We start from the raw sequence: 25,982 nt of genomic DNA, 5'->3' as shown, positions 1-25,982 counted from the left end.
GTACATTTATGGATAAAACAAGCTTAGATTTTGTGATTGAAAAAACGCATGAGTTAATGAAGGCATCAACTTGCTGCAATGAATTGAAAGCGGCTGCGCAGGCATGGCTTGATGCTTTAGGAACTGATCGTGAGACAGCTGAAACAGTACGGTATTTTGATGTATTGGCAGAAGATATTGAAACTATCGATAATTTAATCGCTTTTGCTGGATCAGACGCTGGTGTACAGTATTTTGGCGCTGAATTGGCCCATAATATTGTTGCTCACGGTAAAGAAATTAAAGCGGAAGGGGCTGTATATTGTGACTGCCCGGCTTGTGCGGCTGCTGAATTGATTTTAGCAAAGAAGGATAGCTTGCTTAAATAATGAATACGGAAACACTGATCGTTAAGATTGGTGTTTTTATTATAATGCGTTCAGAATACTCAACATGTGATTGCCAGTTATACAAAATAGTTATTATAAATAATAATATAAGGCGAAATTTAAGAGATATTTAGTTGCAAAGCAAAGCCTATATCAGTAATTTGATAGTAAAATTCAGAAAGGATAAATGTGAGTGCGCATGGCTACAATCATAGATGTAATGCTGTCAATTAAAAGAGAAAGAACCATCCTGTTTTATCATAAGGATACAAATCAATTTGATAATTATCCAATATCAAAGACTGAAATGAAGAATCTGTCTGATGATGCTTCAATTCCTGAATATGACTATAATAATTTTAGACTGCCATCATACGAAGAGATTGGTCACAAGGAAATTATGCGTTTGTATGTGAAAGATTGCGTGGAAGATAAAGTAATGAGAACTGCATTATTTAATATTTTAAGAAGAGATGATTATGTGGATGCTTTCTTAGAGAAACTACAAGAATTAGCTTTATATGATGATTTTTTAACAATTTGCGGTGATATTTATAATCAAATCTTTGAAGAATGGGCATCCAAAAATGATTTGCATTTTAGCTAAGAATTTATTAACATGAAATGGATATGCAGTTTAGATATTAAGTCACTGAGGAAGGTTTGATTGAAATAGTTAATATTTTACAATTAATTGGAGATGTTTATGACATTTACATAGATTTTGTATTCTTTAAGCATAAGCTTTTTAGCAACTTCCTGTATAATTACATATGATAAAAACAAGAAAAGGACAAATGAAAACCAGCCTGCAAGGACTAAATTTTTCTTAGGTTTTTTAATGAATATTTCTGTAATCAAACTATTGACAGGCAAATTACACGGTGCTAGAATGATAGCGTATACAAAATATAGATAGGACTGTCACTTCTTTAGAAGGCATAACCTTAATAGCTATTTAGTTATTTTTTAGGGCGCCGTAAAGAAGTTTTTTTTATAAGGTGGTGAGTGAATGCTTGTTAAAAAAAAGATAAACAATAATTTTGCTATTTGTCTAGACTCAAATGGTCAAGAAATTATTGCTTACGGCAAGGGGATAGGTTTTGGTAAAATGCCTTATCAGCTTGAAGATTTAAGCTTAGTAGAACGTACTTTTTATGATATTGATAATCATATGGTATTACTTGCTAATCAAATACCTGAAAAAACATTTGAAGTTGCAACGAAAATAGTGGATATTGCGAATCTTTATCTAAATAACAGCTTCTCTTCAAATTTGATATTTTCTTTGGCGGATCATATCACATTTGCAATTGATAGACTCAATAAAGGTATATTTATAGCAAATCCTTTAGGAAAAGATATTAACTTTTTATATGAAAAGGAACTGCAAGTAGGTCGGATAGCACTTAATATAGTTGAAAATGAGTTAGGTGTTCGACTTCCAGATAAAGAGGTTACAAATATTGCCATTCATTTTATTGAGGCAGAAGTATATTCAAGCAATACTGCTGAATTTCAAAGTAAAGAACAAGTGATAACTGAAATAATGGATTTGCTTGAGAAAGAGATGGAGATATCAATAGATAAAAATGATGCAACTTATATAAGATTTGTCACTCATCTGGAATATCTGTTGAAAAGAAGTCCATCTAAAGTGGAAGCATCAAGTAAGAATATGCAGTTGTTTGAGCAGTCAAAAGCAGAATTTACAGAAGCTTATCAGGGGGCTATGTTAATTAGTGATTATATTTATGCAAATCTAAAATGGTTGCCAAACGAAGAAGAGTTACTGTATTTAATTATACACATTAATAGACTTTGTTCAAAAGCGGATTGTCACCTTTAAGGGCATCACCGGCATATAAAATTCAACTGGATTTTTTATGTCGGTTTTATTTTGAAACAATATGTTTCATTTTACAAGTATGGAAGCTCTCTCTGAAATATGTTTAAGTATTTTAACAAATCTAAATGAATTTAAATATATCTGATGGCCGTGAGGTATATTTTGAAAGGAACGGCAAGAAAGGAATTTATCAATTATCCTATATTGATAAAAATAAGAACAGTATGAATAGAATTAATGATAACTATCAAAATCTATGTGAAAATATTCTGACTAATATTGGCGGCAAAGATAATATTTTGTCGGTAACCCATTGTGCAACGCGTCTACGATTCACATTAAAGGATATTGGTCTTGTGAAGCAGGAAACGATTAAGAAACTGAAAGGTGTGATTGGTACGCAAGTTTCAGCGGGTCAGTTTCAGATTATCATTGGCCAGCATGTTCCTGATGTATATGATGTGTTTATAACATTAGCAGGAATCTCAAAGGCAGAGCCGATTAACGAAAATTTAGATGCGAATCTCAATAAATTATCATTTAAAAATATTCTAAATAGAATATTTGAAACAATATCTAGTTGTGTTATTCCAATTTTCCCAATTTTTATTGGTGCAGGGTTAATCAAGATGCTTGTTGCAATTTTAGGCCCAGGTTTACTCAATGTGTTTTCAGATACGAGCGATGTTATGGTCCTATTAACATTTGTCGGCGATGCTGGATTTTATTATTTCCCAATATTTGCTGCATGGTCTGCTGCTAAGCGGTTTGATGTAAGTATTCCAATTGCATTATTCTTGGCTGCAATTCTGGTCCATCCTACATTAGTGGGTATTGTGGCTAATGGTGAACCATTCACCGTGTATGGTATTCCTATGACACTAGTGAATTATTCAAGTCAATTTATTCCTGTAATTCTAATGGTTTGGGTATTATCGTATGTACAGCGATTCGTCGATCGGATTTGTCCGGTTGTCATTAAAGTAGCATTCCTTCCACTTCTTTGCGTTTTGATTATGCTGCCTATTACTTTATGTGTACTTGGCCCGATTGGTACATATTGTGGCATTTTGATTGAAAATATCGCGAACCTATTAGCCTCTACAGTTGGACCTTTAGCGGTCGGTTTAATTGGTGGAGCTTGGTACTTCTTGGTTGCTTTGGGTATGGATAAAGCTTTAGTTCCTGTGATTTTAAATTCTTTTGCTTCACAGGGCTATGATAATTTGTTCTGGCTCAGCGCTGTTGTTGCTACATATGCTTTAATTGGTGTTGCTTTTGCATATTTCATTCGCTGTAAAAAAGAGGATCGAGCAATGGCAGGGTCCAATGCAATCACAATAGCTTTAGGTGGAGTTAGTGAGCCAACCATTTATGGATGTATTTTTAGATTTAAAAGAGCAATGATTTATCTGTTTACTGGTGGCTGTGTAGGTGGTATCCTTGCTTCACTTTTACATGTAAAAGCATATACACTAGGCGCTGGTAACATTCTATTCTTTACCATTTTTGCAGGCGGGGATGGTAAAAGCCTAATTCCTGGTATTATTTGCTGTATTGTAGCTTTTGCTATAAGCTTTGGACTTGGACTTGTTTTTGGCTTTCCCACAAATAAATCTGCCGAATAACTATAACCTAGAGTATTAAAATAATAGAAAGAGGTAATAACAAATGAAAATATTGATAGCGCATATGACATCCGAATGCAATGAACATATATCACATACAGTAGATCTAGATGAGTTTTTACTATTATATGGAAATGACTGTATTAACGCCATGCACATACAAGATGTTTTTGAAGCAGAAAATATAGAAATCATCCCTTCAATTTATGCAAGCTTACATCCAAATGGGATGATAAAAAGAGAAGCTTATGAATTTATCGCAGATAAAATACTGGAAACGATAAAAGGAAATTTAAATGAGATTGATGGTATCTATTTACAACTGCATGGTGCAAGTGGAATTGTAGATTTAGAGGGTGTATCAGGTGAACACGATTTGATTTTACGGATTCGTAGGCTTGTAGGGGAGTATATGCCTATAGCGGTTGTGATGGATCCTCATGGCAATTTAACAAAGACATTTGCTGATAATGTTAACATTGTCCGATGTTACCGTGAATCACCGCATAGTGATCAGATAGCTACAGAAAGACTCGTCGCTGAAAAATTAGTTCATTTATTAAAGCACCGTAGAGGCATGCATCCTATTCTGCGCAAATTGCCAATTATGGTTGGCGGTGAACGAAGTGTATCAGCTAAGGAGCCTGTTCGCACAATCAATCAATTAATGGATGAGGCTGAAAAAGATTCAAGAGTATTTTCATGCTCTTATCATGTTGGATATATTCGACATGACGATGATAAACTAGGTGCTGCAGTAGTAGTAATCCCTAATACGGAAAAAGACATTGAGTATTGTTCTAAAATTGCCGACAAAATATCTCATTATGCTTGGAATCATCGTATGGAATTCAAGTTCAGTGGAAATTTTGCAGAACCTGTTGAAGCAGTTGCTCAAGCCATTAAATATTGTGAAAGTAATAAAGAAGAAAAAGGGACTGTTGTTATTACAGATTCTGGCGATAATTGCGGTGCGGGAGGTTACGGACAAAATACAATTATGCTGCAAGAACTTCTAAATGGAGATTTGAAAAAGCATAGAATACTTATTGCAGGGATTAATGATAAATATGCCCATGAATACTTAGCAAATAAAAAAATCGGGGAGAATGTTAAGTTTGAATTGGGTATAAATGAAGATGAGTTTTCAAAGCCAGTGAAAATACAAGGTACTTTGCTCAGTATTGGTGATGCGGTCTATGGCTTAACGCATGAACATGTTGTTGGAAAAAACTACACGGTACGATTAAGCGATAAACCTATTGATATCATTGTCCTTGATCATAATATTCAATACGGTAATATGAGTCAGTTTGAAAAAGCTGGTCTGCATTTTCATGATTATGATGTGGTTGTCGTAAAAATGGGTTATTTGGACACTTATCTGATTCCAGAAACTGCTTATCATATTATGGCATTAAGTGATGGCCCGACTAATCAGAGGACTGAAAATATTTCTTTCAAAAAAATCGCACGGCCAATGTGGTCCATTGATGATTTTGATGAATTATATTATCTATAATTAAACATCTAATCGATTGAAATTTGAAAGCAAGTAGCTGCATTATACCTAAGTTGTAGTTACTTGCTTTTATTATAAAATTATGAAGGAAAGCGAATAATCGTTTAGTTGTTGATAACGGTTGGCTAAAATGGTAAAATTTGAACACATGTAAATGTATCTGAATTTGATAGCGATGCAAAATAGAAGGAGATTGTTATGCAAAGAAATTATCCCAAGGTAGTTATTTCAAAAGAAGGTGAAGAATGGCTGAATAAAGGGCAGATGTGGATGTACCGCAATAATGCTGTAAATCTTGATGAAACTATTGAGAATGGCTCGGTGGTAGATATTGTAACGACCCAGGGCGATTATATGGGGACAGGTTTTGTATCTATGAACAGTCATATTACAGTGCGGATTCTTTCTAAAGATTTGCATGATGTATTTGACCGTGCTTTCTTTAAGCATAGAATTCAGTTTGCCTATGCTTTTCGCAAGACTTTGGAAGCGGAGAATCTCACCAACTGCCGATTGATTTTTGGTGAAGCAGATCAGCTGCCGGGATTGACCGTGGATCGCTATAATGATATTTTGGTTGCGCAGATCAGCTCTTTTGGTATGGATAAAATCAAGGATATGCTTTATGAAGTATTACTTGAGGTATTAAAAGAAGATGGACAGGATGTGAAGGGAATCTATGAGCGCAACGATATTAAGGTTCGCACGAAAGAAGGACTGCCTTTAGAAAAAGGGTATTGGCGGCAGGCTCAATTACCTACTAAGACAGTTATTAATGAGAACGGTTTGCTGCTTAATGTTGATGTGGAAAATGGTCAGAAGACAGGTTACTTTTTAGATCAGAAATCGAATCGCGTCTTGCTGCGCAAAATGGCACATGGTAAAAGAGTGATGGATTGTTTTACACATACTGGGGGCTTCGCTTTAAATGCGGCTTATGGGCAGGCATTGGAAGTTGTTGCTGTGGATGTTTCACAGATGGCGCTGGATCAGGCGTATGAGAATGCAAAGCTGAATCATTTAGAAGATCGAATGTCATTTGTTAAGGCGGATGTCTTTGATTATTTAGATGAATGTGAAAGTGGACGTTTTGATATCATTGTTTTAGATCCGCCGGCGTTTACCAAATCAAGAAGAACTATTGATCATGCATACAGCGGTTATAAAAAAATTAATATGAAGGCCATGAAGCTGTTAGGTAAGGGCGGCTATTTAATCACTTGCAGCTGTTCACGCTTTATGGAAATTGATAATTTTGAAAAGATGCTGAGAGAGGCTGCTCATGAATCAGGTGTAACGCTGAAGCAGGTTTCGGTTACTCAGCAGAACCATGATCATCCTATTTTATGGACCATGGAAGAGACATCGTATTTGAAGTTTTACATCTTTCAGATAATATAAGTTTTTTGAGTGTTAGAGGGCTGCGCGGCTCTCTTTTTTGATGCCTTCAGAGCAGCGAAGGGTTCTTTGCTGACATAAAGTTGACTGGATAAATAAGTAAAGCCACACGATAATCGTATGGCTTTGTTAATTGTTTATAATCCATTCTGTTATTCATATTTTTCAAAATAACCAATATTATAGAATGAAAATGTTCGGCTTTTTACCTTAATGGAAATTGCAAAAGGCAGCAAAATGAGACATACCGCAATACCGACAGAAATACCAAGGCCAGCAACAATATCTACAATTGAAAATGTCGATTTCATCAGCCATGAAATTCCCCAAATCGCTATTGGCAACAGAGGGAATATTGATGTGATAAGACCAGGCGCATAGATAGTATGTTTACCCTTATTTCTATATCGAAGATACATTCCGATGCCTTCTCGTGTGTGATTTATCATCTCCACAATGCCGAAAAAAACAACGACAACAATTACGGCTGCTTCCATTTTTAGTGCGTTAATGGTTAACAGAATAAAGACAATCTCAGCGCCTAAGTTAGTAATCATATTCGTTAGACGATTCTGAGGGTAAACCCTTGGTTCTTTTGAACCGAAACTTAAATTATTCATATAAAAGAAACCGCCCGGATAAGTGTTTTCTTCAAATATATGTATGGGTATGGCAACAGACAACATACATATTAACTTCTGAGATATTGCCCAATTGCTCCAATTCAGCAATAAAACCAAAAGCATTACAAATCCCATCATATAAACAATATATAACCATACCTTATCACAAAATTTACTTAATAAATTAAGCATTCTTTATTCCTCCTGCCATAATTTTGCACGTAACATAATTAATACTGCTGCTATTTCTTCAACAGGTTCAGGATTTTCACTGTTCAGCCAGTCAGTAAGTACAGTAAATGTGCCTTGGAAGATAAAACGGCGAATGTATTTTGCCATAGTATCAGAATAATTATGTTCGCTCGTCATGTTTTTAAAAATAATACTGATACTCGGAATTGAAAATAAGTGCATTGCAAATTCCTGAGTGGGCATCGATTGAACAAGGAGACAGAATAATTCTCGCTGCTCATATAAATAATTGAGTACAGGAAGAAGAGCATCTGTACTCTGTGTAATAATTGATTTTAAGCCTTCATTTAACTGCGCCATAAAATCTGCTTCTATTTCATTTAAAAGATCTGTCTGACTGCCATAGTATTTATAAAATGTAGTCCGGTTGATCTGTGAAACGGCACATAATTCATAAATAGAAATTTGATTCAGAGGCTTTTCTTTTAATAATTGCAGCAGTCCTGATTTGAGCATCGTTTTGCTGATGCGTATTCTTTGATTTTCCATAACTTTATTTCACCTCGACAAATCATTGATAAATGTTGATTTTAACTCATAATATGAGCTGATAGTATACTACACAGCATTCTTAAATCAACAGTTTGTTGACTTAAATTCCTTGTGTTTATTATAATTACACTATAATGATTTGTCAACTTTTGCAGGAGGTTAATTAAAATGAAATTTTGGCGACGCAATTGGTATTATATCGGTGGCATTTTGTTTGTTGTGCTGGCTTTTATAATGGGACTTTGGGGCAGTAATCATATGAGTAAGCTTCAAATTATACTGGTGTTTAGCTGGATGGGCATGCTGATGCATCAGTTTGAGGAATATGCATTTCCTGGAGGGTTTCCCATTATCTCAAATATGGCAGGATTAGGAGAAACAGAGCATCCAGAACGCTATCCGCTGAATGCCAGACAAAGTTTTTTAAGTAATACTATTTTTTGCTATTTAAGTTATATTATTCCGATCTGCTTTCCAAATTTGATTTGGATGGGCGCGTGTCAGGTTTTAGCTGGTGTATGGCAGTTACCAGGTCATGGCATTGCTATGAATCTGCGCTTAAAGAGCAAATATAATCCGGGTCTTGCTTCAACAGCTTTTTTACAAACACCGGTGGCCATTTATTATATTTGGTATGTATGTACAACTATGCCAGATAAGGCCAGTCAATTATGGTGGGGCATTCCGGGTTCAATTCTAATGCTGTTGTTGACTTTTATTGTACCTATCTTATTTATGAAAGATAAAAATTCCCCATATCCTTTTGAGGATCGTGAATTATATGGTTATAACAAAGAACATGTCTTAGCACTTTGGGAAGAACGGAAAGCAGCGAAAGCTAGTAAGGAGGGTAAATAACGATGATTAAAAAGCTGGATAAATGGTGCGATGTTCATTGGATAATTTTTATTTGTGTTACAGGTGTAATTACTGCTGCAACAGCAGCAATATTTTGGGATAAGATGCCGCTTGGCGCTCAAGGTGCAGTATTTGTAGCAATTATTATGCCGTTTCATGTGTTAGAAGAATGGAAGTTTCCTGGTGGTCTTCACTATTTCTATAATGTTTTGCTGGGACCAAAAGAAGCTGGTAAACAACAGCTTGACCGTTTCCCAATGAGCCGCATAACGGATATGATTACTAATGTCGGATTACAATGGATACCGTTAATATATTTAATCTTCTGTTTTTTTACAAACCTTTCTAATGCAGCTGCTTTATGCATGATGTTGCTTTGCTTCATTGAGGTTTTAGCGCATACAGGAGCCGGTACACTGACTTATATTTGGTTGAAAAAGGATGGTAAAAAAACTATTTATCATCCTGGCTTTGCTACTTCTTGGATGTTGTTTCTGCCGTTCGGCATCTATCTGCTTGCTCATTTGCAAAATGTTACAGCCAATGACTGGCTCTGGTGTATCATTCTCTTTGTTATTATGATGCTGATCTGTATTCCGCTTACTGAAACGCCGCTGAAGAAGTGGGTAATCAAACAGGATCAGGGGATGTTTGCTTTTGCCGATGCTAAGTATTATAAAAAATATCCCAATTTTGGAAAAAAGAAATAAGGTGTATTTATGAAATTTTGGAGGAGATATTGGTATCTGATTGGTGGTGTGTTGTTTGTGATTCTCGCATTCTTTATGGGATTATGGGGCAGTGAGCATCTGCCGCCGATACAAACTATTTTAATATTCAGCTGGATGGCAATGCTTGTTCATCAGCTAGAGGAATATGCTTTTCCTGGCGGTATGCCTTCAATCACTAACATGGCGGCATTTAAAGAGAAAAAGGCGCCGGAGCGTTATCCTTTTAATGCCCAGCAGTGCTTTATCTGTAATGTTTTTTTGTGCTATTCTTTTTATATCTTGGCAATTTGTTTTCCTAATGTGATATGGCTCGGGGCTTCTCAGGTATTATGTGTGCTTGTACAGCTAGGTGCTCACGCGCTGCTGATTAATTTTTCGTTGAAAGACTTCTATAATCCTGGTTTGGGTTCTACTATATTTCTGCAAATACCGGTAGCGGTTTATTATATTTATTATGTGGTAACAACGATGCCGGATAAAATAGATCAATTATGGATAGGGATTCCGGGTGCATTCATTGCGATGATAATTTGTTTTATTGCGCCTGTATTCATTATGAAAAACAGGACGAATCACTATCCATTTGCCGAGGCAGAGATGTATGGCTACAAAAAGGAAAAGGTATTGAAGATTTGGAAGGATAGCAAGCAATCAATTTTACAGAAAGTAGGTATCAAGTAATGATAAAAAAATTAGATAAATTCTGTGACACGATTTGGCTTGAGATTTTGGGTATTATAGGAGCAATTGTCACTATACTGCTTGTGATTAATTGGAATCATTGGCTGCCTGGAACTAAAGCCGGTGCTTTTCTGGCGATTATTATGCCTCTCCATGTATTGGAGGAATGGAAATTGCCTGGTGGCTTGCACTACATTTATAACATAATATTTGGACCGAAAAGTTATGGCGATAAATATCTTGACCGATATCCTATGAGCCGTTTTACGGATATGATTACCAATATAGGTCTTGCGCTGATACCTTTGATTTATGCGGTTCTTGCGCAAAATTACGGATTATCAAACATTGTGACAATCTGTATTATCATCCTTAGTTTTGGTCAAGTTGCCGCCCATACTATTGTGGGCTGTTATGCATATAAGCGTTATCATAAAACAGGCAAAAAATTTATATACTGTCCAGGGCATATTACAGCTCTTACAATGTTTTTACCAGCTGGCATCTATCTTTGCAGTACAATTTCAAACATCACTTTCACAGATATTTTTGGCGGTATCCTAGCAATGGTGTTTCTTGGTGTAACTTGTGTACCATTACAAGAGATTCCTTTAAAAAAATGGGTATTGAAGCAGGGAGGAAAAACATTCGCTTTTGCTGATCCTAAATATTTCAGTAAATTCTTAGATGATAATAATTACTAATTAAAGGCATGCTTTATTAAGTAAAGGTGGATTCAAAATTAAACTTTCTTATTTGATGTTTTGATTTTCCTAAGTCTTGAGAGCCGCAAGGCTCTTTTTAATATAATTGTCATATTTTATATGGAATCTAATCATGTTAAAATGATTTCAGGAGGGAAGTGTATGAACAATAATGAAATCAATGCAGCATGGTTTATTAATAAATACCATTGTAATCCAGAATCAATCAAAGTGGTTATGATAAATGAAGTTGTCCCTGAGGATGTAAAGGATGATTTTTATGTACCCGATTCATCCTATTCTCAGTCAATCATTGGATTGTTCAGCAATGCTGGTATATTGTGCGATATGCAGGAGCTGCTTGAAAAGGGAATCTATGTATGTAATGCTGTTAAAACACCTAAAGAGCAATCTGTTATACCTATACTTCAAATAAAAGATTCATTGGATGAGCTGGAAGCTGAACTTTCCCTTTTTGATAATTTAAAAGTCATCATGTTGATGGGAGATGTTGCGCGCAAAGCTTTTAATATGATTGCAAAAAAGCAGACAGGAAAAAATGTCATACCTTCAGGATCAACATATAAGCTGCGTCATAATGAATATTTTTATCATGATATCAGGGTGATGCCTTCTTATATTTGTACTGGCGGTAATTTGTTGATTGAGAAAGGGAAGGTGTCTATAATCAGCGAAGATATACAGCTTATGTTGAGTATCATTGGTGATTGTCATGAGTGAAAAAGCTAAAATGATTCACGGTGAGCCTTACAATCCTATTGATCCAATGCTTGTTCTTGAGCGTGACCGTGCCAGCCGTATCTGCGCGCGTTATAATAGAAAAACATATCATGAATACGACATACGTAATCGATTAATGCGAAAATTAATTAATACTAATGGGAATTTCTGGGTTAAACCGCCCTTTTACTGTGACTATGGGTATAATATAACGCTAGGACAAGATGTTATGATCAATTATGGCGGTGTCTTTCTTGATGTTTGTCCGATCGTAATTAAAGACAAAACTTTAATTGGGCCAAACGTCCAGATTTATACGGCTTGTCATGCGACCGATCCAAAACAGCGCTTAGCAGGAGTAGAGTTTGGAAAATCTGTGACTATTGGTTCTAATGTTTGGATTGGCGGCGGCAGCGTCATTTGTCCGGGTGTAGAAATTGGCGATAATACAGTAATTGGGGCAGGGAGTGTCGTAGTGAAAAGTATTCCTGCGAATGTAATGGCCTGCGGTAATCCTTGCGTGGTAAAAAAATCATTAAGTAATGACTAATATAAGAATGGTTGTAAATTATTAAGATAGTATCGAGAAGTGCAGGTGATTAGGATCATCGGCATTTTTTTATAAATAATTGTGGTTGGTAAGCGGTGTTTACAAGCATTGTTGTTGACAAAGTTAAATGTATCTGATAAAGTTACAGTGTAAAGTGTAACAAGTAAAGTTACAGATAGGTGAAGAGACCTATGGAAAGGGTTAAACTATGAAAAATTATACAGATGTTATCATTGGCTTTGGCAAGGGCGGAAAAACGCTGGCGGGAAAATTAGCAGCTTCAGGCCATCAGGTCGCATTGATAGAAGCATCTAAGAGGATGTATGGCGGTACTTGTATCAATGTAGCCTGTATTCCTTCTAAATTTTTAGAGAATAATGCCCGTCTTTCAATGGCAAAAGGCGGCAGCTTTGAAGAAAAAGCAGCTTTCTACAAACAGGTTATCGCCGAAAAGAAACAGCTTATTGCGGCGCTTCGTGAAAAGAATTATCAGAAAATTGCCGGCAGTGTAGATGTGATTGACGGCCATGCATCATTTATTGACAGCCATACAATTCAAGTTGAAAGCAGTGAAGGAACGAAAGAAATCAAAGCCGATCGTTTCTATATTAATACTGGCGCGCGTCCATTTGTACCGCCGATTAAAGGGCTAAAGGAGAGCCGTTATGCTTATTTGAGTGAAACCATGATGGATAATGATCGGCTGCCAAAAGAATTAGTAATTATAGGCGGTGGTTATATCGGTGTTGAATTTGCTTCTTATTATGCTAATTTTGGTTCTTCAGTAACTGTACTTTTAGATGGCAAAGACTTTTTGCCAAGGGAAGATCAAGAGGTTGTCGCATTAGTTGAACAATCATTTGAAAAACGGGGTATTAAGCTGCTTCGTGAAGCAAAGGCTGAAGAAATTATAGATGAAGAGCAGCATGCTTTGGTTAAAGTAAATGTCAAAGGTGAAGATATCGTTTTATCTGCTGATGCTATTTTAACCGCGACAGGCCGCCGACCTAATGTTGAAGGATTAAGGCTTGAAAATGCCGGTGTTGAATTGACGGAAAGAAAAGCTGTAAAGGTTGATCAGACATTAAAAACAACCGCTGAAAATATTTGGGCAATGGGAGATGTTACCGGCGGTCTGCAATTTACTTATATCTCACTCGATGATTCGCGGATTGTGGCTTCTCAGCTGATGGGTGATCATCAGCGTACAACCGAAAACCGCGGCAATATACCAACCAGCATTTTTATTGATCCGCCATTCTCAAGAGTGGGTCTAAGCGAAAAAGAGGCATTGGCCGCTGGTTATAAAATTAAGGCTGCCCGTATGCAGGCAATGGCAATTCCTAAAGCTAAAGTGCTGAAACAAACGGACGGTATGCTGAAAATGATTATTAACGCTGAAACGGATCAGATTTTAGGCGCTCATTTCTTCTGTGCTGAATCACATGAATTAATCAATCTAGTCAAGCTTGCGATGGATTCAGGTTTACCTTATCAGACGCTTCGTGATAATATATATACACATCCGACAATGAGTGAGGGACTGAATGACTTATTGTCCAATGTGCAATAATTAAAAAGGAGTGAATTGCATGACAGGTGAATTAAATGTTGCCGTTCACGCACTGGTCTATCTTTATCACAAGGATACACTGCTGCCAAGTGATGGTTTGGCAGCCAATGTTTGCACTAATCCGGCACGTATCAGAAAAATCATGGCTAAAATGAAAAAAGCTGGTTTTGTCGATACCAAAGAAGGGATCAGCGGCGGTTATTTTCTGATTCGCAGCGGTGAAGAGATTACTATCAGGGATGTCTGCGAGGCACTGTCTGACAGAATTGTCAAATCGGCATGGTCAAGCGGTGATCCTTCAATGGAATGTCAGGTAGCATCTGGCATGGCTAAGGTTATGGATAATATCTATAATCAGCTGAATGAGCAATGCCTGAACATGCTTGCAGAAATAACAATTAAGGATATCAATGATCAATTATTTAATCAGTAGATAATAAGCAGAGTAATATGAAGCCGGCACTTGTTCCGGCTTTCTTTTTCTTCGTTTCAATGCTAGAATAAGAAGGGTTTAAAAGTGAGGTACTTATGAGAGAAAAAGCGAAAGCTCAGGCGGGAATGCTTTATGATGCTAATTTTGACGAAGAATTGTTAAAAGAGCGGGCGGCGGCAAAGGAACTGCTGTATGAGATTAATCATCTGCGTCCAAGCAAACAGTCAGATAAGGAACGCCTGTATAAAAAGCTGATTGGAAAGCTTGGTGAACGTTTCTTGATTGAATCACCCTTTCATTGTGATTATGGCTATAATATCGAAATTGGTGATGATTTTTATGCAAATGTCAACCTTGTCATTCTTGATGGTGCCAAAGTTAAAATCGGCAATCATGTGTTTATTGCACCGAATGTTGGCTTATACACAGCCGGTCACCCGCTGAATATAGCAAAGCGCAATGCGGGTCTTGAATATGCCTATCCCATTACGATTGGCAATAATGTCTGGATTGGCGCGGGTGTCAGCGTATTGCCTAATGTTGTCATCGGTGATAATTGTGTAATCGGCGCCGGCAGTGTAGTGACCCATAGTATCCCGCCAAATTCATTGGCAGTGGGAAATCCATGCCGGGTAATTCGTACATTAAATGAGGAGGAAAGCGAATGAAAGCAGCAGTTACAACGGAAAATCAGGAAGTATTTCAGCATTTTGGAAAATGTCAGACGTTTACTTTGGCAGTTATTGAAAACAATCAGATTCTATCAAAAAGTTTGCTTGATGCACAGGGCAATGGTCATTCAGCATTAGTTGGTTTATTACAGGCACAAGGCGTAGATACATTAGTCTGCGGCGGCATCGGTCAGGGAGCCGTTGATGCTTTATCGGCGGCCGGTATTCAAGTGATCCGCGGCTGTCAGGGCAGAGTATCGATGATTCTAGAACTGTTGGCCCAAGGTTTATTAAAAGATAATCCTTCACAGGTTTGTGATCATCATGATCATGATTGTAAAGAACATACTTGTTAGGAAGTTACAATAAATATTAAATGGAGAGGTAGATTTATGAGTGTAAAGAAAGTATGTTTAATCAATGATATTGCCGGATATGGCCGTGTTGCATCAACAGCGATGATGCCCGTTTTATGCTCACAAAACATTATGAGCAGCATCCTGCCAACCGCTTTAGTCAGCAATGTGCTTGATTATGGTAAATTTCATATTGAAGATTTAAAAGAAGTGATGGCTAAAACCATTGATGTATGGAATCAGCTGGATTTTCATTTTGACGCAATTGCGACCGGTTTTGTAAATTCTGACGGGGAATTTGAGCTGATTGAGAATTATTTGTGTCAGCAGCAAAATACATTGATTTTAGTTGATCCTACGATGGGGGATGATGGTCATCTCTATCCCGGGCTTGATCCGCATATCGTTGACCGCATGCGCTCTCTGATTGCCTGCGGTCATGTAATTACACCTAATATGACGGAAGCGGCTTTATTGTTAGGTGAGGATTTAAAGGACATTGATGAATCAAAAATCTATCAATGGGTAGAGCGCCTAAGGGAGATGGGGGCTGAATCAGTCGTGATTACCAGTGTGTTTTTGAAGGATGATCCAAGGGGTTATATGTTTGGGTATGATCATGATACGCAAAAGCCTTTCAAATTAACATTTACACCCATTGACGCACGTTTCCCCGGCACTGGCGATGTTTTTGCCGCCGTGCTTTTAAGTAAACTGCTCAGCGGGTATTCATTGAAGGAGGCATGTCAGATTGCTTCAGATTTCATTTATGACTGCATCAATGACAGCATGCTGGCAGACTATGATCATATCGAGGGTATGCTGGTAGAAAAAAATCTCTATCGCATCATGGAGCTTGATTATGTCAAGGGCTAAGATTCGTTTAACGCTGATTAAAAAACTGGGTAATGGTCAATGCCATTATAATCATCAGGTTGGTGACTGTTTTGATTTCGATACGGATCGGGGCAAGCTTTGTCCAATGGCAATGCATGTTGCCTTTCCTTATGTAGATATTTTACGGTATGGCGGTCAAATTCCCGGTAATCCGCATAACGAATGTGTATTTTCATGTCCGGATGTCGATATTCTGAATGTTTTTAAAATCGAAAAGATTGATGAATAAGGTTCACCATTGCTGGGTATCTTAAGGGTGGAGGAAATGAACCTATGAAACAAAAATCTTTAATTTTTATACTCAGCAGTATGCTTGTTTTCACATTAAGCGGCTGTTCATGGTTTGATCGTAAAGATTCTTCAGCTAATAACAATAATACGACCAACAATGCATCCGAAAATGACGCTTCTAAGAATGATGCGAATAAGAATAACGCGTCAAATAATGATGCCGATAAGACAGCGAAAACGATTCAGGATATGATGAACAGCTTTGAATCATCAGGTGTCACTTTCGGTAATGTCACACCGATTGACAACATGGATTTTGCTGCTCATGAAGGCAGAATGTTTGATGTTAATGGTGAGCGTGTTTACATTTACCGCATGAATCTTGAAGATGCTCAGATGAATGAGCTGATGCAGAAAGCAATGGCCGATAAACGGGTGACCGTAAACCGCAACGGGGTAGATGAAGAATACAATGCCTTAGTAAATAATGATTATTTATTGGTCTATGGCAGCAATGCTTCAATCGCACCGCTGGATGAGTTATTTACGCAGTATCGTTAAAGTAAACCGAGAAATCGGTTTATTTTTCTTTGTGAATGTGCTATATTATTAAAACAATCTGAGGTGATTTATATGATAGGGAATTTTATTCTGAAGCACTGTGCAAAGGGTGCGGAAGTAAAGAGCAATGAGGTCAGAACTAAGGTCGGCAATTTAAGCAGCATCATCGGTATTGGTATCAATTTGGTGCTTTGTACAAGCAAAATAGCCATCGGTACACTTTTTGGCAGTGTTTCAATCAGTGCTGACGGCATTAACAATCTATCCGATGCCGGCAATTCAATTATTTCACTTGTCAGCTTCAAGCTGAGTTCACGCCCAGCGGATAAGGAGCATCCGTTTGGTCATGCACGTTATGAATATATTGCAGCGATGATTGTCGCTATGTCGATTTTAATTTTAGGAGTAGAAATGATCAGAAGCTCAATCGATAAAATCATCAATCCCGAACCTGTTAATTTTTCGTGGCTGGCGGTTGGTGTTCTGATTTTTTCCATCCTAGCGAAAGGCTGGATGTATTTCTTTAATTCCGGTGTCGGTAAGGCGATAGAATCAACCGTGATGCAGGCAACAGCGGCTGACTCGCTTTCAGATTCTGTGGCTACTACGGTAGTTTTAATATCATTGTTTATCTCAACCTTTTTTCATATTCAGCTCGATGGTTTTATGGGGATCATTGTGGCCTGTTTTATAATGTTTACAGCCTTTAATATATTAAGAGAAACCTTGGATAATCTTTTAGGAACAGTGCCTGAATTAGCCTTTGTCCAGCATATTGAAAATAAAGTGAAAAGCTATCCGGGAATTTTGGGCATCCATGATCTGATGATTCATAATTACGGTCCTAACCGCTGCTTCGCAAGTGTACATGCGGAAGTGGCCAGCAATGTAGACATATTAAAAAGCCACGATCTGATTGACAATATTGAACGTGACTTTCTGAACGAGGATAATATCCATTTAGTGATTCACTTAGATCCGATTGTTATTGACAATCCGCATATCAATGAACTGTATGATTTTATGAAGCAGGCTGTTTATGAAATTGATCCTGAGCTTCAGATTCATGATTTCAGAGCTGTCCTGGGTGACAGTCATAGCAATATGATCTTTGATTTAGTCATGCCATATAGCTGTAAGCTTTCTCAAAGTGAGATTCAGGAACAAATCAATGCCAAGCTGGCAGTGCGTCCTGAGAAATTATATACAGTCATTACCTTTGAACGGCCTTTTAATTAAAGCCGTTTTTATTTATACAATAGTTTTTCTTTCTTTTCATGCAGTGTTCAGGGTTCGACAAAATTGCTTAAGGGAAGATAATCTGAAGCGTTTTTAATCAGCAGTGGATATTCATGAATCAGGGTAAATTCATCCAGCTTTGTGTATGCGTCATAAAGGGAATAAAAAGTAGTGATGGACAAATTGGTTCTTACCAGCTGAATCGCTTTTAGAATATCCACTAGATTTTTATTAGCCGCTAGTGTCTTCAGATCTTCGATCCCTAATTGATTCTGCAGATCCACATAGCTGTCAAGGTTTAGCTGAAATGCATTGTTCAGGGAATTCATCAGACATTTTGGTGATGCGGAGAAGTTGATTTTTCGCAATGGCATTGCTTCATTATTCATACATGCAATGGGTATGCGGGTATTTTCATTCAAATGACGGACATGAATTGTATCTAATGAATCAGTATATTCTACAAGGTAAAAGGTATCTGTTTTAACATTAAATATTACGGCTTCATGTGTTGTCTTTGGCGTGTTTGGCTGCATCAGCAGCAGACAGACTATCAGTAAATTTTTCATTGGCGGCACCTCGCAGTTAGTTTAAACCATTGAGCCTTGTTTATGCAGCTTCATGTTTTTTTAAGTAAAATTAATAAAACATGATATAATAAATAAGGGTTTGACACATCATTACACTTTTAAAGTGTTACTATAAGGAGAATTGTATGCGTGATTTTGATCTGCGAGCGTTGCAGCTGAAAGAGCTGGAATGCCTGAAGGAAATTGATCGGCTGTGCCGTAAGCATAAGATCGAGTATTTTCTTTCATGGGGCAGCGCCATCGGCGCCATCCGTCACAAAGGATTCATTCCATGGGATGATGATATTGATGTATCTATGAAAATGGATGATTACCTGCGTTTTAAAGAAGTATGCGCGCAAGAATTAGATGCGAAATATTTCTATCAGGATTGGGAAAGCGATCCTTATTATTATTCAAGCTGGGCTAAAATAAGAATCAATGATACGACCTCTGTAATGGCTGATATGGTAGATTATCCAACCCATAATGGAATTTGTATCGATATTTTTCCATTGCTGCCATATCCATATGAAAAGCTGGATAAGAGAGATGCATGGCTGGCTAAGCTGGTAACTTTCTTTTCATCTAAGCGGTTGAATGAGTATCATTTGGGTAAGTATTTTTATGAGAATGATAAGCTGAAATATTTTCCAAGTGCTTTTTGTGATTTTGTAAGAGATCATGCTTATGCGAAATTAATTCATTCACATAAGCATGAGGAATGTAACTATTATTTATGCAATGGCTGTCATATTTATGATGTCAGCTTTCCTAAGGCAATCTATGAGGAAAGTATTGAAGTTCCTTTTGAGGATGCCATGTTTATGATCAATAAGGAATATGATGCTTGTCTGCGCAGCTATTATGGTGATTATATGCAGCTGCCGCCAATGGAACAGCGCGGTGGTCATGGCAATATCCTTGTTGATTTAGAAAGGGATTATAAAACATACCGGAGTGAAAGGAGCAGCCATGCGAACGAAAAGAGCGCTTTATAACTTTCTGACTGATTTCTTTCCGCTGATTTTAATTACCTTGATCGGCTTGCTGAAGCTGAAACTGATCAATGTTAATTTAGGCGAAGAATTATCAGGAATGAATACCCTTTATGTGAATATTATGACCTATCTTTCAATTATGGATGGCGGTCTGGCCTCGGCTTTGATCTTTAGGCTTTATAAACCCATTGCCGATAGTGATACGGATAAAATCAGCGCCCTTGTAAGCGGCGGTAAACGTATATTTAATTTGATTGGTGCGGCGATGCTGGTCATTGGCATCGTTGTTTCTTTCTTCGTATTCTTTTTCTTTAAACGGGAAGCTGGATCAACGATTACCTACAGCTATATGCAGACTACCTTTCTGATTTATTTAATCAGCTCAGTGATTCCATATTTGGTGGTTGTCAATAAATCGTTATTTGAGGCAGGTCAGCGAAAATATGTCACAAATATGGTCTTGCAGAGCTTTATGATTTTTAAGAGTATCGTGGAAATAATTCTGCTGATGAATGGCTATGGTTTGATTGAAATGTATTTACTATTAGCTTTCTGTAATATTGCTTCCTCAATCATTATCTATTTTTTAAGTAAAAGAGCTTATCCTGAGATTAATTTCAAAGCAGAAAATAAAGATTATGAAATGCTGGGCGATGTAAAGAATCTGCTGATCCATAAGATTGGTACGATGGTTGCTTATAATATTGATTCGATGATTATCGGTGTCGTGTTAGGGATGGCAGTGGTGCCGTTTTATACCGCTTATCAATATATTACCGATAATCTAATGACGATGATTGGTAAGATTACATACAGTGTGACGGCGGGTGTCGGTGATTTGCTGGCACGGGATAAAAAACGGGCATTTGAAGTATTTAATGAATTAAATAATCTGTCTTTCTTTATTGCAAGCATCGTTTGTGTACCGCTTGTATTAGTAATTAATCAGTTTATTGACGTCTGGCAGCCAGGCTTATTTAATACGAATTGGGCCATGGCGATCTGTTTTGTGCTGCAGCTGTTTTATTATGTAATTCGTATGCCGCTGACAACCTATACGAACGCGGCGGGTCTGTTTAAGGAAACCCGTTTGTGTCCGATTATTGAGTGCGCGGTCAATCTTACTTTATCTTTAACATTGATTAATATTATCGGCTTGCCGGGAGTCTTAATTGCGACTTTTATCGCTTATCTGGTATCTGATTATTTTATCAAGCCAAGAATCATTTATCATCAAGTATTTGATGAAAAAGTTATGCCATACTATGGTAAGAATCTGTTATTTATCGCATTAATTATTATTCTGTCTCTGGGCTTTGTGAATGTACTGCCTTTCTTTGATTTCAGCGGTTATCTGAGCTGGTTTGTCAGTTCATGTATTCTGTTTATACTGAATTTTGTGATTGTTTTTGCGGTCTATAAAATCAGCGGACAAGCAAACTTTATGAATCGTGTATTCGATATGATTAAAAGAAGGGTGGGTAAGGCATGAAGCTGAGTATCTTAATTACGGCTTATAATGCGGAGTCTACCTTAAAGCGCTGTATTGACTCACTGCTTCCTTCATTAAATGAAGAGATTGAGATTATTGTGGTGGATGACGGCAGTCAGGATAAGACAGCGCAGATTCTGTTGGAGTATGAGCAGATTAAAGTCATACATCAGCAAAACGGCGGTGTTTCTAAAGCCCGCAATACAGCCTTGGATGCAGCTGCAGGTGAATATATCACCTATCTTGATTCCGATGATTTTGCGGTGGCAAAGGCTTATCCAAATCTGCTGCAGCAGGCGGTGGATACGAAGAGTGATATTCTTCTTTATGATGCTTATTTTGACTGGGGATCACATCAGGAATATTTTGACATGGGTCATCATTTTCCTGCCGGTTCCTTAACGCCGGCCCAATATGTGCTTTGTGATCCATGTCCATGGAATAAACTGATGAAGCGTTCATTATTTACAGATCATCAACTGCATTTTGCAGAGGGGATGATTTATGAGGATTATGCGCTGATTCCACAGCTGGCAAACTGGGCTGAAACGATTACCTATGTTAAAAAGCCATATATTCATTATTGGCAGTCAGCATGTTCAATTATGCGCGGTGAGGGTTACCGTGAAAAAAGCAAGGATATTTTAAAGGCCTCAGAGCTATTGATTAATGGTCTTGAACTGCAGCGTTTTCATGATGAAGCAGAAGCTGTGGTCTATGAACATATGCTGCAAAACAGCAGCCGCTATTTTCTTGAACATGATCATTTAGAAGTGATCGATGAGATTGCTGACTTAATGAAGCAGTATTTTCCTCAGTGGCATAAGAATCCGTATATTGCTCAGCGTTCAAAAAAGGAACGGCTGATTGGTTGGTTATTTTATAAGCATCAGGCAAAACTGGTAAAGAAACTGGTAGCCTCAAAACAGAAAATTAGGAGTGAAGTGAATGATTAAGAAGCTGAATAATCTTAAATTTGAAAAATATCTAATGTTTGTGCTGATACTGCAGCCGCTGTTAGATATATACCGTACTTTTTTTCAGGACAGCATCAGTGTTGCCGGTTTCGCAATCGAAGAACTGATTAATATCGGTTTAATTGGCTTTGTTGCCCTTATGGCGCTGCTTCATTTGATTGAAGCTAAGGATAAAAAGCATCTGCTGATGTATGGCGCCTACTTTGCTGTACTGGCTGTTTATTTGGGTTTGCATGTCATAAATACCGGAAAATTTGATGTTTCCATAATTCCTGAATTAGCGAAGGATAAGAGCTGGCTGCGTGATGTTTATTACATTATGCGGGCCTATGTCATGCCAATCACGTTGATGATTTCGATATTTACTTTAGGAATGGATAACAATTCATTTATGAATGCGATTAAGATGGTATCATTAATCATGTCAGCGGTGATTGTGATTACTAATGTTACCGGCATTTCCTTAGTCTCTTACAGCACTGAAAATGAACGCATATTAGGCGGCATCTTTTCGTGGGGTTCTCTGCATGCTGATTCAGAGTTTGAGCTATATTCATCCCGAGGCTTTTTCTATTCTGCCAATCAGATAAGCTCATTGATGTTTGCGATGATGCCGCTGATTGTTGCGGAATGTATCGCAAAGTTCAATTGGAAGAATTTTGGCTTAGTGATTCTGCAGTCATTGGCAATGCTGATGATCGGCACAAAAACAGCCGCCCAGGGGACATTGATCATCTTGGCGGTAATGATAGCGGGTACCTTGATGCTGCATCTGCTGAAATTTGAAAAAATTAAGAATAAAAAGGTATTGCCCTTATTAGTTGTGGTACTGGTGGCTTCCTTTGGCTTATATACGAAATCACCATCTAAGCTAAGAATTGACTATATGAAATATCTCGATTTGAATCCGGATCGTGAGGAAAAAGAAGAATTACCGCCGATGAGTGATAATGAAATGGTTAATTACATCAATCATGAATATTGGTTCTATTATGTTAATGGTGAATATCTTGAACAATATCCGGTAGCGGATAATCTCGATTTCTGGGTAAAGGTCATCACTCGCGACCGTCGTCTGAACCGTGATAACCGTAATTTTAAAACGTTTATGATTAATGATATCATTGCTAAAAATGATAATCCGATGGATAAATATTTAGGTATCGGTTATACATCCGGCGTTCCTTATACGGAAAGAGATTATGTCTTTGAATATTACATTTTTGGCATCGGCGGTGTAGTGCTGCTGATACTGCCGTTTATCGGGGTTGTTTTGCTGGCCTTAATTCGAATTCTAAAAGACATGAAGCATCATGCGAATGGATTGAATCTGGCGCTTGGGGTGGCACTCTGTGCTTATTTTGTGACCGCTTATATTGCCGGTCATACCTTTGGCAAGCTGTTGAATATGATTTTTATGGCATATTATGGGGCCATGCTTTTATTGAATACAAAGCGGGAGGGATAGCATGAAACTATTGTTTCTCCAGAATGTTTATGATGCCATGGGCGGTTCTTTTATGGTTAACTGCTCACTGGCCAGAAAATTTCTTCATGAAGGTCATGAAGTCTTTTTCGTATCGTTACGTTCCAGCGGCCGCAGCGATTTGCTGCCATATCCCAACACAGCCAAAAAGCTTGTGATTAATGCGGATGAAATATGGCATACACCGCTGTTGAGCGATGCGCTGAAAATGTTTAAGGGAGGCCATTTATTACGGGGGATGAGGCAGGTTAAAGACCGCCGTCATTTTGATCTTTCCCTGAAGCTGGACTTTGAAAAGTGTAAGCTGGAGATTGGCAAAATAGATCCTGATTTTATTATCTGTTCACATTATGAATGCTTAGAAGCGGTACCGGCGGCTTATTTGAAAAAGACGATCAATCATTATCATACGACGTTTAATCAGGTCGAAGCGCACCGTACCCAGCTGCCGTTTTTTAAAAAGTACAATGATCGTGTCGGCCGTCTGCTCTGGCTGAGTGACGCGACTTGCAAGCGGGCTAAAGCGGCCGGTTTATCGAATTCTTCCTATATCTATAATCCGATTAATTTTGAATCATTAGAAGAAAGTTCATGCATGAGCAATCATGCGTTGTTTATCGGACGCTTTTCATCAGAGAAGCGTGTAGATTTATTGGTCAAGCTGTTTGATGAAACGATCCGCGAATACAAGATTAATTACTGGGAGCTTGATTTAGTAGGCATGGGTGAATTAAGTGATGAAGTTAAAGAAATCATGCAGCGCAATCCACATATTCATTATCTGGGACCTACCGCTGATCCTAAATCGGCATATCTGAATAGTTCATTGCTATTGCTGGCCTCGGAGTATGAAGGCTTTGCTTTGGTTGTGCTGGAAGCAAATGAATGCGGTGTGCCTTGTCTGGCCTTTGATTTTGGTGAAGCCGCAAAGGAAGAAATCATCCATGGTGAAACTGGATATTTAATTGTTCAAAATGATGTTGAGGCTTATAAAAAAGCCATGGCACAAATCATGATTGATGAAGCACTGCGTCTTAAACTGGGCAGTGCCAGTAAAGAATTTGCAAAGCAATTTCATATGTCAGCCATCTATCAGCAATGGCTTGAATTGTTTGATGAATTAAAGGAGAGCAACGGATGAAAAAGCTAAGTCTGGTGATACCGATATATAATGTAGAAGCCTATCTGCGTGAGTGCTTGGATTCAGTTTTATCGCAAAAGAACGTTGAGATGGAAGTAATATTAGTGAATGATGGCTCAACCGATGGCTCTAAGTTAATTCTGGAAGAATATGTCAGTAGGTATCCTGAATTATTCATTCTCGTTGATAAACAAAATGGCGGATTGGGGGATGCCCGCAACTGCGGTGCTGCCAAGGCACAGGGTGAGTATCTTGCCTTTCTTGACAGTGACGATTTTTATGAGGCTGACGTACTGTCCAAATTAATTGAATTTGCGGACGTTCAGCAAGCGGATTTGGTTAATTTTGATTACTATGAATATTATAGTGAGGATCATAAAGAAAAACGTGGTGCGCTGCCTAAAGAATTTGACGCAATGACTTCTAAAACATACCTATTAGCTAATCCATGCGCTTGGAATAAGCTGATTAAACGTTCATGCTATGAAGCGAATCAGACAATGTTTCCAGCTAGAATCTGGTACGAAGATATTGCGACAACTCCCGCTTATGTTAAGGTTTGCAAGCATATTATCCATTATCCAAAACCATTAGTTAATTATCGCCAGCGTACTGATTCCATTACATCTAAAAGTACCTTTTCTGTCCGCACTTTGGAAATTATCCAGGCTATGCAGCGGACGATCGATGCTTTTCAAGACAGCGCCTATCTGACAGAAATTGAATATCTGTCAATCTATCAGCTCTGTTATATCGCATCCTATCGTTTTCTGGCATTTAATAAATATACTGAATTTAAAGAATGTTTAAACACCCTTAAAAGCAATTTTCCTAATTGGCAGCATAATGCCTATTATCGGGCAAAGCCATTTGCTTTCAGATTATATTGTGAAAGTCTGATGAAAGGGTATTTTACCTTTGCAAAGCTGTTGATTAAGCTGCGCGGATAGGAGGAGTT

Annotated in this window: 29 protein-coding genes; 26 read left to right on the top strand and 3 right to left on the bottom strand. The window is 37.7% G+C overall.

What is annotated here, in order from left to right:
- Positions 1–8: 8 nt before the first annotated feature.
- The 6 genes from DWZ33_RS02655 (at position 9) to DWZ33_RS02630 (ending at position 6,768) form a co-directional block, all read left to right on the top strand.
- Complete coding sequence (locus DWZ33_RS02655; RefSeq protein ID WP_118453684.1) at positions 9–368, top strand: molecular chaperone Hsp90; 360 nt, start codon at positions 9–11, stop codon at positions 366–368.
- A 199-nt stretch (positions 369–567) separates the two neighbouring features.
- Positions 568–975: a hypothetical protein gene (locus DWZ33_RS02650; protein ID WP_118453683.1), complete on the top strand. Its 408-nt coding sequence runs from the start codon at positions 568–570 to the stop codon at positions 973–975.
- Positions 976–1,380: 405 nt separating this feature from the next.
- Positions 1,381–2,217, top strand: coding sequence for a PRD domain-containing protein (locus DWZ33_RS02645; RefSeq protein WP_118453682.1), 837 nt, complete (start codon positions 1,381–1,383; stop codon positions 2,215–2,217).
- A gap of 125 nt (positions 2,218–2,342) precedes the next feature.
- Complete coding sequence (locus tag DWZ33_RS02640) at positions 2,343–3,845, top strand: PTS transporter subunit EIIC (RefSeq protein ID WP_118453681.1); 1,503 nt, start codon at positions 2,343–2,345, stop codon at positions 3,843–3,845.
- Between the two features lie 43 nt (positions 3,846–3,888).
- The gene (locus DWZ33_RS02635) at positions 3,889–5,367 is read left to right on the top strand and encodes a M81 family metallopeptidase (protein WP_118453680.1); all 1,479 of its coding nucleotides are present in this window, start codon (positions 3,889–3,891) and stop codon (positions 5,365–5,367) included.
- 198 nt (positions 5,368–5,565) lie between these two features.
- Positions 5,566–6,768 carry a class I SAM-dependent rRNA methyltransferase gene (locus DWZ33_RS02630; RefSeq protein WP_118453679.1) on the top strand — a complete coding sequence of 401 codons (1,203 nt, stop codon included), beginning with the start codon at positions 5,566–5,568 and terminating at the stop codon, positions 6,766–6,768.
- 149 nt (positions 6,769–6,917) lie between these two features.
- On the opposite strand, the gene DWZ33_RS02625 is transcribed toward DWZ33_RS02630, so the two are convergent.
- Positions 6,918–7,580 carry an HXXEE domain-containing protein gene (locus DWZ33_RS02625; protein WP_118453678.1) on the bottom strand — a complete coding sequence of 221 codons (663 nt, stop codon included), beginning with the start codon at positions 7,578–7,580 and terminating at the stop codon, positions 6,918–6,920.
- A 3-nt stretch (positions 7,581–7,583) separates the two neighbouring features.
- Positions 7,584–8,129, bottom strand: coding sequence for a TetR/AcrR family transcriptional regulator (locus DWZ33_RS02620; RefSeq protein WP_118453677.1), 546 nt, complete (start codon positions 8,127–8,129; stop codon positions 7,584–7,586).
- Between the two features lie 171 nt (positions 8,130–8,300).
- Here DWZ33_RS02620 and DWZ33_RS02615 point away from each other — a divergent pair, with 171 nt between their 5' ends.
- The 14 genes from DWZ33_RS02615 to DWZ33_RS02550 all read left to right on the top strand — a co-directional run bounded on the left by DWZ33_RS02615 (position 8,301) and on the right by DWZ33_RS02550 (position 18,358).
- Positions 8,301–8,990 (top strand): HXXEE domain-containing protein, encoded by a 690-nt coding sequence (locus tag DWZ33_RS02615; RefSeq protein ID WP_118453676.1) that lies wholly within the window; start codon positions 8,301–8,303, stop codon positions 8,988–8,990.
- A gap of 2 nt (positions 8,991–8,992) precedes the next feature.
- A complete protein-coding gene (locus DWZ33_RS02610; protein WP_118453675.1) occupies positions 8,993–9,700 on the top strand; it encodes an HXXEE domain-containing protein in 708 nt (235 codons plus the stop codon).
- Positions 9,701–9,709: 9 nt separating this feature from the next.
- A complete protein-coding gene (locus DWZ33_RS02605; protein ID WP_118453674.1) occupies positions 9,710–10,402 on the top strand; it encodes an HXXEE domain-containing protein in 693 nt (230 codons plus the stop codon).
- Positions 10,402–11,106 carry an HXXEE domain-containing protein gene (locus tag DWZ33_RS02600; protein WP_118453673.1) on the top strand — a complete coding sequence of 235 codons (705 nt, stop codon included), beginning with the start codon at positions 10,402–10,404 and terminating at the stop codon, positions 11,104–11,106. The genes DWZ33_RS02605 and DWZ33_RS02600 overlap by 1 nt, the downstream gene beginning before the upstream one ends.
- Before the next feature lie 162 nt (positions 11,107–11,268).
- A complete protein-coding gene (locus tag DWZ33_RS02595; protein ID WP_118453672.1) occupies positions 11,269–11,847 on the top strand; it encodes a uracil-DNA glycosylase family protein in 579 nt (192 codons plus the stop codon).
- A complete protein-coding gene (locus tag DWZ33_RS02590) occupies positions 11,840–12,397 on the top strand; it encodes a sugar O-acetyltransferase (protein ID WP_118453671.1) in 558 nt (185 codons plus the stop codon). Before DWZ33_RS02595 ends, DWZ33_RS02590 begins: the two co-directional genes overlap by 8 nt.
- Before the next feature lie 208 nt (positions 12,398–12,605).
- A complete protein-coding gene (locus tag DWZ33_RS02585; RefSeq protein WP_118453670.1) occupies positions 12,606–13,970 on the top strand; it encodes an FAD-dependent oxidoreductase in 1,365 nt (454 codons plus the stop codon).
- Between the two features lie 19 nt (positions 13,971–13,989).
- On the top strand, positions 13,990–14,403 hold the full coding sequence (locus DWZ33_RS02580; RefSeq protein ID WP_118453669.1) for an RrF2 family transcriptional regulator: 414 nt from the start codon (positions 13,990–13,992) through the stop codon (positions 14,401–14,403).
- Positions 14,404–14,498: 95 nt separating this feature from the next.
- Positions 14,499–15,071 (top strand): sugar O-acetyltransferase, encoded by a 573-nt coding sequence (locus tag DWZ33_RS02575; protein WP_118453668.1) that lies wholly within the window; start codon positions 14,499–14,501, stop codon positions 15,069–15,071.
- Positions 15,068–15,430: a NifB/NifX family molybdenum-iron cluster-binding protein gene (locus tag DWZ33_RS02570; RefSeq protein WP_118453667.1), complete on the top strand. Its 363-nt coding sequence runs from the start codon at positions 15,068–15,070 to the stop codon at positions 15,428–15,430. Before DWZ33_RS02575 ends, DWZ33_RS02570 begins: the two co-directional genes overlap by 4 nt.
- Positions 15,431–15,466: 36 nt before the next feature.
- Positions 15,467–16,306, top strand: a complete 840-nt coding sequence (locus tag DWZ33_RS02565) for a pyridoxamine kinase (RefSeq protein WP_118453666.1) — start codon at positions 15,467–15,469, stop codon at positions 16,304–16,306.
- Positions 16,293–16,556, top strand: a complete 264-nt coding sequence (locus tag DWZ33_RS02560) for a TIGR04076 family protein (protein WP_022937450.1) — start codon at positions 16,293–16,295, stop codon at positions 16,554–16,556. The genes DWZ33_RS02565 and DWZ33_RS02560 overlap by 14 nt, the downstream gene beginning before the upstream one ends.
- Before the next feature lie 44 nt (positions 16,557–16,600).
- The gene (locus DWZ33_RS02555; RefSeq protein ID WP_022937451.1) at positions 16,601–17,119 is read left to right on the top strand and encodes a hypothetical protein; all 519 of its coding nucleotides are present in this window, start codon (positions 16,601–16,603) and stop codon (positions 17,117–17,119) included.
- Positions 17,120–17,191: 72 nt separating this feature from the next.
- A complete protein-coding gene (locus DWZ33_RS02550) occupies positions 17,192–18,358 on the top strand; it encodes a cation diffusion facilitator family transporter (protein ID WP_118453665.1) in 1,167 nt (388 codons plus the stop codon).
- 47 nt (positions 18,359–18,405) lie between these two features.
- Here DWZ33_RS02550 and DWZ33_RS02545 read toward each other — a convergent pair whose 3' ends face one another.
- Positions 18,406–18,927 (bottom strand): hypothetical protein, encoded by a 522-nt coding sequence (locus tag DWZ33_RS02545; protein ID WP_118453664.1) that lies wholly within the window; start codon positions 18,925–18,927, stop codon positions 18,406–18,408.
- Between the two features lie 146 nt (positions 18,928–19,073).
- Here DWZ33_RS02545 and DWZ33_RS02540 point away from each other — a divergent pair, with 146 nt between their 5' ends.
- The 6 genes from DWZ33_RS02540 to DWZ33_RS02515 are packed head-to-tail and all read left to right on the top strand — an operon-like array spanning position 19,074 to position 25,974.
- The gene (locus DWZ33_RS02540) at positions 19,074–19,928 is read left to right on the top strand and encodes a LicD family protein (protein ID WP_118453663.1); all 855 of its coding nucleotides are present in this window, start codon (positions 19,074–19,076) and stop codon (positions 19,926–19,928) included.
- Positions 19,903–21,420 (top strand): lipopolysaccharide biosynthesis protein, encoded by a 1,518-nt coding sequence (locus DWZ33_RS02535; RefSeq protein WP_118453662.1) that lies wholly within the window; start codon positions 19,903–19,905, stop codon positions 21,418–21,420. Before DWZ33_RS02540 ends, DWZ33_RS02535 begins: the two co-directional genes overlap by 26 nt.
- The gene (locus tag DWZ33_RS02530; RefSeq protein WP_118453661.1) at positions 21,417–22,376 is read left to right on the top strand and encodes a glycosyltransferase family 2 protein; all 960 of its coding nucleotides are present in this window, start codon (positions 21,417–21,419) and stop codon (positions 22,374–22,376) included. Before DWZ33_RS02535 ends, DWZ33_RS02530 begins: the two co-directional genes overlap by 4 nt.
- The gene (locus tag DWZ33_RS02525; RefSeq protein ID WP_118453660.1) at positions 22,369–23,865 is read left to right on the top strand and encodes an O-antigen ligase family protein; all 1,497 of its coding nucleotides are present in this window, start codon (positions 22,369–22,371) and stop codon (positions 23,863–23,865) included. The genes DWZ33_RS02530 and DWZ33_RS02525 overlap by 8 nt, the downstream gene beginning before the upstream one ends.
- A 1-nt stretch (position 23,866) precedes the next feature.
- Positions 23,867–25,024, top strand: a complete 1,158-nt coding sequence (locus DWZ33_RS02520; protein WP_118453659.1) for a glycosyltransferase — start codon at positions 23,867–23,869, stop codon at positions 25,022–25,024.
- Positions 25,021–25,974, top strand: a complete 954-nt coding sequence (locus DWZ33_RS02515) for a glycosyltransferase family 2 protein (protein ID WP_118453658.1) — start codon at positions 25,021–25,023, stop codon at positions 25,972–25,974. The genes DWZ33_RS02520 and DWZ33_RS02515 overlap by 4 nt, the downstream gene beginning before the upstream one ends.
- Positions 25,975–25,982: the final 8 nt, after the last annotated feature.

This window comes from Dielma fastidiosa, from assembly GCF_003475485.1.
Taxonomy (GTDB): Bacteria; Bacillota_I; Bacilli_A; order Erysipelotrichales; family Erysipelotrichaceae; genus Dielma; species Dielma fastidiosa.
Note: the sequence above shows the minus strand (reverse complement) of the source record. Positions and strands in the feature narration are given on the sequence as shown.

What these genes read in the sequence shown, in the direction of transcription:
- DWZ33_RS02595 (WP_118453672.1), top strand. Translation starts at nt 11,269, where the DNA reads ATGAACAATAATGAAATCAATGCAGCATGGTTTATTAATAAATACCAT.
- DWZ33_RS02605 (WP_118453674.1), top strand. Translation starts at nt 9,710, where the DNA reads ATGAAATTTTGGAGGAGATATTGGTATCTGATTGGTGGTGTGTTGTTT.
- DWZ33_RS02540 (WP_118453663.1), top strand. Translation starts at nt 19,074, where the DNA reads ATGCGTGATTTTGATCTGCGAGCGTTGCAGCTGAAAGAGCTGGAATGC.
- DWZ33_RS02575 (WP_118453668.1), top strand. Translation starts at nt 14,499, where the DNA reads ATGAGAGAAAAAGCGAAAGCTCAGGCGGGAATGCTTTATGATGCTAAT.
- DWZ33_RS02635 (WP_118453680.1), top strand. Translation starts at nt 3,889, where the DNA reads ATGAAAATATTGATAGCGCATATGACATCCGAATGCAATGAACATATA.
- DWZ33_RS02650 (WP_118453683.1), top strand. Translation starts at nt 568, where the DNA reads ATGGCTACAATCATAGATGTAATGCTGTCAATTAAAAGAGAAAGAACC.
- DWZ33_RS02655 (WP_118453684.1), top strand. Translation starts at nt 9, where the DNA reads ATGGATAAAACAAGCTTAGATTTTGTGATTGAAAAAACGCATGAGTTA.
- DWZ33_RS02545 (WP_118453664.1), bottom strand. Translation starts at nt 18,927, where the DNA reads ATGAAAAATTTACTGATAGTCTGTCTGCTGCTGATGCAGCCAAACACG.
- DWZ33_RS02555 (WP_022937451.1), top strand. Translation starts at nt 16,601, where the DNA reads ATGAAACAAAAATCTTTAATTTTTATACTCAGCAGTATGCTTGTTTTC.
- DWZ33_RS02625 (WP_118453678.1), bottom strand. Translation starts at nt 7,580, where the DNA reads ATGCTTAATTTATTAAGTAAATTTTGTGATAAGGTATGGTTATATATT.
- DWZ33_RS02560 (WP_022937450.1), top strand. Translation starts at nt 16,293, where the DNA reads ATGTCAAGGGCTAAGATTCGTTTAACGCTGATTAAAAAACTGGGTAAT.
- DWZ33_RS02615 (WP_118453676.1), top strand. Translation starts at nt 8,301, where the DNA reads ATGAAATTTTGGCGACGCAATTGGTATTATATCGGTGGCATTTTGTTT.
- DWZ33_RS02620 (WP_118453677.1), bottom strand. Translation starts at nt 8,129, where the DNA reads ATGGAAAATCAAAGAATACGCATCAGCAAAACGATGCTCAAATCAGGA.
- DWZ33_RS02565 (WP_118453666.1), top strand. Translation starts at nt 15,467, where the DNA reads ATGAGTGTAAAGAAAGTATGTTTAATCAATGATATTGCCGGATATGGC.
- DWZ33_RS02585 (WP_118453670.1), top strand. Translation starts at nt 12,606, where the DNA reads ATGAAAAATTATACAGATGTTATCATTGGCTTTGGCAAGGGCGGAAAA.
- DWZ33_RS02630 (WP_118453679.1), top strand. Translation starts at nt 5,566, where the DNA reads ATGCAAAGAAATTATCCCAAGGTAGTTATTTCAAAAGAAGGTGAAGAA.
- DWZ33_RS02570 (WP_118453667.1), top strand. Translation starts at nt 15,068, where the DNA reads ATGAAAGCAGCAGTTACAACGGAAAATCAGGAAGTATTTCAGCATTTT.
- DWZ33_RS02590 (WP_118453671.1), top strand. Translation starts at nt 11,840, where the DNA reads ATGAGTGAAAAAGCTAAAATGATTCACGGTGAGCCTTACAATCCTATT.
- DWZ33_RS02515 (WP_118453658.1), top strand. Translation starts at nt 25,021, where the DNA reads ATGAAAAAGCTAAGTCTGGTGATACCGATATATAATGTAGAAGCCTAT.
- DWZ33_RS02535 (WP_118453662.1), top strand. Translation starts at nt 19,903, where the DNA reads ATGCGAACGAAAAGAGCGCTTTATAACTTTCTGACTGATTTCTTTCCG.
- DWZ33_RS02645 (WP_118453682.1), top strand. Translation starts at nt 1,381, where the DNA reads ATGCTTGTTAAAAAAAAGATAAACAATAATTTTGCTATTTGTCTAGAC.
- DWZ33_RS02550 (WP_118453665.1), top strand. Translation starts at nt 17,192, where the DNA reads ATGATAGGGAATTTTATTCTGAAGCACTGTGCAAAGGGTGCGGAAGTA.
- DWZ33_RS02580 (WP_118453669.1), top strand. Translation starts at nt 13,990, where the DNA reads ATGACAGGTGAATTAAATGTTGCCGTTCACGCACTGGTCTATCTTTAT.
- DWZ33_RS02530 (WP_118453661.1), top strand. Translation starts at nt 21,417, where the DNA reads ATGAAGCTGAGTATCTTAATTACGGCTTATAATGCGGAGTCTACCTTA.
- DWZ33_RS02600 (WP_118453673.1), top strand. Translation starts at nt 10,402, where the DNA reads ATGATAAAAAAATTAGATAAATTCTGTGACACGATTTGGCTTGAGATT.
- DWZ33_RS02640 (WP_118453681.1), top strand. Translation starts at nt 2,343, where the DNA reads ATGAATTTAAATATATCTGATGGCCGTGAGGTATATTTTGAAAGGAAC.
- DWZ33_RS02520 (WP_118453659.1), top strand. Translation starts at nt 23,867, where the DNA reads ATGAAACTATTGTTTCTCCAGAATGTTTATGATGCCATGGGCGGTTCT.
- DWZ33_RS02610 (WP_118453675.1), top strand. Translation starts at nt 8,993, where the DNA reads ATGATTAAAAAGCTGGATAAATGGTGCGATGTTCATTGGATAATTTTT.
- DWZ33_RS02525 (WP_118453660.1), top strand. Translation starts at nt 22,369, where the DNA reads ATGATTAAGAAGCTGAATAATCTTAAATTTGAAAAATATCTAATGTTT.